4 protein-coding genes, 1 tRNA gene and 1 pseudogene are annotated in these 7449 nt (G+C 57.3%); all 6 read left to right on the forward strand.

Annotation, left to right across the window (positions count from 1 at the left end):
* Nucleotides 1-7: 7 nt before the first annotated feature.
* The 6 genes and pseudogenes from B4968_RS22695 to B4968_RS23660 all read left to right on the forward strand — a co-directional run bounded on the left by B4968_RS22695 (nucleotide 8) and on the right by B4968_RS23660 (nucleotide 7333).
* Nucleotides 8-1382 (forward strand): annotated as a pseudogene (locus B4968_RS22695) (aspartate aminotransferase family protein).
* A 475-nt stretch (nucleotides 1383-1857) separates the two neighbouring features.
* Nucleotides 1858-5181, forward strand: coding sequence for a Hint domain-containing protein (locus tag B4968_RS22700; RefSeq protein ID WP_241525934.1), 3324 nt, complete (start codon nucleotides 1858-1860; stop codon nucleotides 5179-5181).
* Between the two features lie 331 nt (nucleotides 5182-5512).
* Nucleotides 5513-5602 (forward strand) — tRNA-Ser (locus B4968_RS22705).
* Nucleotides 5603-5900: 298 nt separating this feature from the next.
* Nucleotides 5901-6419: an NYN domain-containing protein gene (locus tag B4968_RS22710; RefSeq protein WP_241525935.1), complete on the forward strand. Its 519-nt coding sequence runs from the start codon at nucleotides 5901-5903 to the stop codon at nucleotides 6417-6419.
* Nucleotides 6420-6929: 510 nt separating this feature from the next.
* On the forward strand, nucleotides 6930-7094 hold the full coding sequence (locus B4968_RS23655) for a hypothetical protein (RefSeq protein ID WP_161492660.1): 165 nt from the start codon (nucleotides 6930-6932) through the stop codon (nucleotides 7092-7094).
* Between the two features lie 89 nt (nucleotides 7095-7183).
* Nucleotides 7184-7333: a hypothetical protein gene (locus B4968_RS23660; RefSeq protein ID WP_161492661.1), complete on the forward strand. Its 150-nt coding sequence runs from the start codon at nucleotides 7184-7186 to the stop codon at nucleotides 7331-7333.
* Nucleotides 7334-7449: the final 116 nt, after the last annotated feature.

Genomic DNA, 7449 nt, shown 5'->3' on the forward strand with positions numbered 1-7449 from the left:
AAATATGATGCTGAAAAATGATCAACTGGACAGCTGGGACCGCGACAACTTTTTTCACCCCTCCACCCATCTGGCCCAGCACGCCCGTGGCGAAAGCCCCTCCCGTGTGATAAAAACCGCCAGTGGCGTGCATATCGAAGATCGCGATGGCAACAGGCTGCTGGACGCCTTTGCCGGGCTCTATTGCGTCAACGTCGGCTACGGTCGCCCCGAGATTGCCGAGGCGATTGCCGCCCAGGCCAAGGAGCTTGCGTACTATCACTCCTATGTTGGCCACGGCACCGAGGCCTCAATCACCCTGGCAAAGATGATTTTGGACCGCGCACCCGCCAATATGTCCAAGGTCTATTTGCCTTGGGGGCTCGGACGCGAACGAGACCAACGTCAAACTGATCTGGTATTACAGCAATATCCTTGGCCGCCCCGAGAAGAAAAAGATCATCTCGCGCTGGCGTGGCTATCACGGCTCTGGCCTGGTGACCGGCTCACTCACCGGGCTAGAGCTGTTTCACAAGAAATTTGACCTGCCCCTGCCCCAGGTGCTGCATACAGAGGCGCCCTACTATTTCCGCCGCGACGACCTGAACCAGACAGAAGAGCAGTTTGTCGCCCATTGTGTGGCCGAGCTGGAAGCCATGATCGCGCGCGAGGGCGCCGACACCATCGCCGCCTTTATCGGCGAGCCGGTTCTGGGCACGGGCGGAATTGTGCCGCCGCCTGCAGGCTATTGGGCCGCTATTCAGGCGGTGCTGAAAAAGCACGACATCCTGCTGGTCGCCGATGAGGTGGTCACAGGGTTTGGCCGCCTTGGCAGCATGTTCGGCTCTGATCACTACGGTATTGAGGCCGATATCATCACCATCGCCAAGGGGCTGACCTCTGCCTATGCGCCGCTTTCAGGATCAATCATTTCCGACAAGGTCTGGAAAGTTCTGGAACAGGGCACCGATGAAAACGGCCCGATCGGCCATGGCTGGACCTATTCGGCCCATCCAATTGGGGCGGCTGCCGGGGTTGCGAACCTCAAACTGATTGATGAGCTGAACCTGATCGAGAACGCCGGCTCCACCGGCACCTATCTGCGGACCTCCATGCAAGAGGCGCTGGCTGATCATCCGCATGTGGGCGACATTCGCGGTGAGGGCATGCTCTGCGCCGTTGAATTTGTGCAAGACAAGGACAGGCGTCAGTTCTTTGATGCCGCCGACAAGATCGGCCCGCAGGTTTCGGCAACACTGCTGGCGCAGGACAGCGTCATCGCCCGCGCCATGCCACAGGGCGCCATCCTGGGCTTTGCGCCGCCGTTTTGCCTGACCCGCGATGAGGTCGACACCGTCGTCGCCGCCACAAAACGCGCCGTTCAGACCGTCTTGCCCGGCTGATCCCGGCTCTAGAACGCGACACAACAGCCCTCTCCCCTGGCTTATATCCAGTCCCTTGGGAGAGGGCGAGCCTGCGTCGGCCATCTCTTGTTGGCAACTGAGTGCAGGCACTCACTGAGAGGCATCGAGATCCGTGCACCCGTTTCACTCAGTGCCGTGATCCACGCCGATCCGGTGAACTGGCAGCCCTGATCCGCATGTTTGATCTCAGCTCGCCCCTGTTTGGCCAAGGCTTTGCTCAGAGCCTACCAACAGGCAATTCGAATACTCCCAGATTTTTATGCTCTTGGTTTTACCTTTATTTATCGCCCTTCGTTTAGCGTTCCCTGTGTTTCTCCATCGCTACAAATGAAAGTCGAAAAATGTTCATCGCAAGATCAGGTTGGCCAGAGGGCCAAGCCGCTAGGCTTAGCGGTGACAAATGGGCTGGCGGATGGAGAGCCAAACACGTGCAGTTAGGCAAGAGGGTGAAGGTATGACCGAAGAAGAGATGGAAATGCTGGAACTTCAGAACGCGGCCGAAGAGGCCGCAGAAGCGTTGGCAGAAGCTGAAGCGGCGGAAGCGGCAGCAAACGCGGCATATGACGCGGCTAAAGATGCGGCCAAAGACGCAAAAGACGCGGCAAAAGATGCGGAAGATGCCGTAAAAGACGCCGAAAAGGCGTTAGACCAAGCCGAGAAAGGCGGGGACCCCTCTGAAATTTCCTCGGCACTAGATACTGCTGAGCAAGCGCTTGCGACTTGGGACGCCGCAACTGCGGCTGAAGACACGGCTGATGAGGCTGAAGAGGCCGCAAAAGATGCGGCTAAAGACGCCAAAGACGCGGCACAAGACGCCAAAAACGCGGCTAAAGACGCGGAGAAAGCAGCTGAAAAGGCTGCCGACGCACTCGATGACGATGAAAAGATAGGTGGTTCCACCGGTGATGACACTCTAACCGCTGGAGGAGGTGACGACACCGTTGCCGGCCAGGAAGGTCATGACCATATCGATGCCGGTGGCGGTGACGATGTCATTTTTGGCGATATGGCGGAGGGCTTTGATCAGGGCGTTGATGCCACGCCGCTGGAATTGAGCATCCACAAGATTCAAGAAGTCTCTCATGATGGCGCACTGGGATCTTCTGGAGATTTTGCCGTTTTCCGCGATGTCGCGACCCTTGAAGACGGCAGCAAGGTCTGGGGCAAGCTGGTGCTGGTGGACAAAACCAACCCGGACCTCCACGTTCAGTTTGGCTATCATGAAGGCGCCGAAGTCCTGCTGGATGGGGATGACCCGGGAGATCAGGCGACCTTCAGGCTTGAGTTTTTTGACCCGGTCACGGGCGAGCCTGTTTCTTTGAATTCCACAGCGACCTTCAACGACGTTGATGACAACAGCGGCGCGGGTGATGCCGAAGCCATCATTGTTGATGGCAACAGTTTCACATCATTTGGCGTGTCCTCAGACTCCTCCCTTAACACATCCACTGACGGCAACATGGTAACGGCCACCGGAACCGAGCGGAACAACCCCACCGATCAGGATAGCTGGTTCTCTGCCGCATTCGAGGATCAAGCTTCGATCGAATTCACACTGCAGACGCGGGACGGCATGTCGGGCTTTACCCTCTCGGGCGACCTGATTGACGACCCCGTCGTCACCCCCATTGAACAGGGCGCCGACACTGTTATGGCCGGGGACGGCAACGACGTGGTTTATGGCCAGGGCGGCGATGACTCCATACTTGGCGAGGACGGCGACGACAGGCTGGATGGCGGCGAAGGCAATGATTTCATGGAAGGCGGCGCTGGAGCCGACACCCTGATCGGTGGCGCAGGCGGTGACACCCTCTCCGGGGGAGAGGGCGACGACTTCATCGAAGGCGGTGAAGGCGATGACTATCTCACCACCGGGACTGGCAACGATACTGTGATCGGCGGCGAAGGCAACGACACGCTGAAAAACTCGGCCGGCGACGACAGCCTGGTGGGCGGCGTGGGCGACGACAGCATCGTGGCAACCGACGGCAACGACACTCTGGATGGCGGCGCAGGCGCAGATACTCTCTTTGGCGGCAACGACAATGACGTCATGCGGGGCGGCGAAGGCAACGACCTGATGTACGGCGAGCAAGGCGATGACAGTCTTGACGGGGGCGCGGGCGATGATGTCATGGACGGCGGTGCCGGTTCTGACACCCTGATCGGTGGCGACGGCGCCGATACCATTTCGGGTGGCGATGGCGACGACTATATCGAAGGCGGCGAAGGCAATGACTATCTGACAACCGGTCTCGGCAATGACACGCTCATCGGTGGCGCAGGCGATGACACCCTTAGAAACTCAGCCGGGGATGACCTGCTGGTGGGTGGTACGGGCAACGACAGCATCGTCGCGACCGACGGCAATGACACGCTGGACGGCGGCGCTGGCAACGACACCATGTATGGCGGCAACGACAATGACCTCCTGATTGGTGGCGCCGGTGCAGATGTGATGCACGGTGAGGCCGACTCTGATACCTTCCAGATGTCTGACGGCTTTGGCAACGACACCCTGACCGGCGGTGAGGCCGGCGTCGACTATGACACTGTTGATCTCGCGAATGTTACCACCGGCGTAACCGTGACCTATACCGGAGACGAAGCCGGCACCATCACAGACGGCGCCGACACCATTACCTTCTCCGAAATCGAAGCCCTGACCCTTACCGACAAGGGCGATGTGGTTGACGCATCGGCAGACACGGCCGGGGTGTCAATCGACGCAGGTAAAGGCGATGATACCATCACCCTTGGTGGCGGCGATGACTACATTAGCAGCGGCGCTGGCTATGACGAGCTGATCTTGTCCGCGTCAGGCGGCACCGACACTGTCAGCGACTTTAATATCTCGGACGATGACACCGACGGTTTTTTCAATGATCAGCTGGATGTCTCCGACCTTATCGGTGGCTCGGGCGTCGATGGAGCGGTCCTCACCAGCGATGTATCCGTCACGGACGATGGCTTTGGCAATGCGCTTCTCTCCTTTCCGGGCGGTGAAGAGCTTGTTCTGCAGGGGGTGTCTCCAGCGCAGATCTCCTCCCATTCTCAACTCTATTCCGCAGGTATTCCCTGCTTCACGCCCGGGGCATTACTGGCCACAAAACGAGGCGCTGTGCCCGCCGGGCAAATCCGGGTGGGAGATCTGCTGCAAACCGCTGACAACGGCTTTCAGCCGGTCATTTGGGTCGGAAAACGCAGCCTGAGCGCCAAAGACCTTGCCCTGCGGCCTCACCTGAAACCCTATTGTGTGCGCCCGGATAGCCTGCTGTCGCCTGAACGTCCTGTGCTTTTGTCGCCGCAGCACCGCCTGCTGACCACCCCAAAGACCTTTGAGCGCGCAACGCATCTTGCGGACAGCTTTATCTCGGCCAAACTGCTTGCAGACATCGACCCCGGGTGCCGCCAACAAACAGATGCAAACCAGGCGGTGACCTATGTGCATCTGATGACTGAGCAGCATCAGGTCATCTTTGCCGAGGGCATTGCGACCGAGACCTTCTGGCCCGGCCCAGAGGCTATCCGCGGCCTGTCTGCGGAAGACATGCGAGAAATGTTTGGCCTGTTCCCTGAATTGGCGACAGTATACAGCCTGTTTGGCGACCACGGCCGCGGCGAAGTCAACCTGGATCTACGGCTCCCTTGCACGCCATTCTCTGAAACGACGCGACCTGCCCCCCTTGTTCGCCGCCTGAGACACTGCGCAAAGGCGCAATTCCCCCCATGCGCCGCCAGATACTGCCACGTCCAGACTAGTGAGCAGCCTAAATGATCCAGGCACCAAATCGCAGACTGGCGAATGCGTGGAAATCCTGATGAAATGAGATAACGAAGACCCCAAGAAACGATTACCTCTAAATTTCGTCTACTAATCAGCACCTTATGTGAAGTTCTCAGGCCGGAAACACGCGCGATTTCCCTTAGCTGCAGCAGAATTTCACGTCTGCCTCGCAGCAGTTTGTCGCACGGATTCTGCCCGCAAAATTACTTGCAACGGGGGGAAGGCCCCCTGAAATCTAGTGAAACACCTTGTTTTTCTGGCTGCTGAAAAAAACTGAAAAAACGCCTTGTTTCTCTATGTTTTGGATCATATACGGGTCAGCGGAGATGTGGCCGAGTGGTCGAAGGCGCTCCCCTGCTAAGGGAGTAGGCCCGGAAGGGTCTCGAGGGTTCGAATCCCTTCGTCTCCGCCACCTTACCAATAAAGACATTGTTTTTAATAAGCAAAATGTCCGCTGGTATTGTCGTGCCACCATCATTGCCACCAAAGAACACGCCATTGAATGCAATGAGATGCAACAGGCCGCCACTCCGAGGCATGTCGATTTCTGATTAACCAAACTCCTATGCCACAGCACAGTGCAGCAAACTTGGCAGTTGTGAAACGCAGGGGGGGGGCTGGAAGTGGCCTGGCAGGCGGGCTATCAAAGCCCCATGACGCCCCCAGTTTTTATACTTACATTTTCCAGTCTTGCTCTAGCCGGGACTATATTGATCCCCGGCTTCTCCGAGTTCATCCTCCTCACTGGCCCTTGCTTTCTTGCGAGCTTGGTCGTGGTGTTTCGTGCGCTAAAGCAGCCAAACAAGCGCTGGGTGATCTTGGATGGTTCGAACGTCATGCATTGGCGTGATGGTACCCCTCAAATCGAAACCCTCCAGGAAGTGGTTCGGGAGTTGCGCGCCCTCAAATACACCCCCGGTGTCGTTTTCGATGCTAACGCTGGCTATCTATTGTCCGGGAATTATCAACATGATGGCGCATTGGCCAAGTCCCTGGGAATACCCGAGGAGCGGGTGATGGTTGTCGCAAAAGGCACCCCTGCAGATCCAGCCATTCTCGCCGCTGCGCTTGATCTGGGGGCCAAAATCGTGACGAATGACCGATTTCGTGACTGGGCCAACCAACATCCCGAAGTTCATGCGCCCGGTCACTTGATCCGAGGGGGTTTCAAATCAGGAAAGCTATGGCTGGATTTCGGGGAACCCACGAAGGCTTCAGCGACCCAATAGAACAGATCGCATGAAGTTATCCGGCCGCCGTTTCTCTGCCACCGCATCACCCTAGAGCGTCCGCAACAAGCCGTGATGGGCTGAGTAGGTAGTGGATGATTTGCGTTCCGACATGCATTCCTATGGTCAACAAAAGTAGATCATGTTGAACATTTCGATCTTCCCGCCGCGCGCGCCTATTCTATCCGTCGCTATAACAGATGTTTGCAGCGTGCTGCGTCACATCTGAGAGGTTAGAAATGAGCAAAAAAAACCACATATAGACACACGGTTGGCGCAGTGTATGGAGAGCCGTATTGTGGAACTTAAAGCCTTTTTGTGGATCATTGCAGACCCACCTTGGCACATCGATGCCGTCGGGGGGGGGACGGTTACATCATCAGAGCCAGCCTCACACATAGGCTTTCCAATGAAATAATCACTACAATTTAAGCGTGCACCCCGGTAATCTTAAGGCATTCTTAACCGCATGCGTATTTGGTTCCCTCAAAATAATTTGGGAGAACAAAAATGCCGGAAACTGGTCCAACTGAGTTTTACGCCCCACAATCAGGTGGTACCGTAATCGGCGACAGCCAAGATAACCTGCTGTTTGGCAGCGACGGGATGGATCATCTCGACGGTGAGGCCGGGTCCGACACGCTGATTGGTGGGGCGCGGGCGATGATCTGCTGAGCACGGGCAGCGACGCCAGCAGCGATCTGCTGATTGGCGGCGCGGGCTTTGACCGCTTTGAGATCCGGCTGGACTATGACTACGACAGCATGAGCTATCTCGGCTTTGGCCAGGATGTGATTGCTGATTTTGGCGATGGCGACAGGCTGGACCTGATGAGCTATGGCGGTGCCCGTCCCGCTGCAGGTCAGCTATGCCAGCGACCCCCTGCTCCCCCTTGGGGCTGGCACCGCCTATGAGAGCTCGGTGCCCGCTGCAGAACTACATCGTGCCCGAGTGGGACCTGCCCTATGATGGGCTGCTCACCGGATACTTCACGCTGTACGGCAATGCCGATGGCATTGTCTCCGATGAC

The sequence above is a fragment of the Pseudophaeobacter leonis genome, from assembly GCF_002087335.1.
GTDB lineage: Bacteria > Pseudomonadota > Alphaproteobacteria > Rhodobacterales > Rhodobacteraceae > Pseudophaeobacter > Pseudophaeobacter leonis.

What these genes read in the sequence shown, in the direction of transcription:
- B4968_RS23655 (WP_161492660.1), top strand. Translation starts at nt 6,930, where the DNA reads ATGCCGGAAACTGGTCCAACTGAGTTTTACGCCCCACAATCAGGTGGT.
- B4968_RS22700 (WP_241525934.1), top strand. Translation starts at nt 1,858, where the DNA reads ATGACCGAAGAAGAGATGGAAATGCTGGAACTTCAGAACGCGGCCGAA.
- B4968_RS23660 (WP_161492661.1), top strand. Translation starts at nt 7,184, where the DNA reads ATGAGCTATCTCGGCTTTGGCCAGGATGTGATTGCTGATTTTGGCGAT.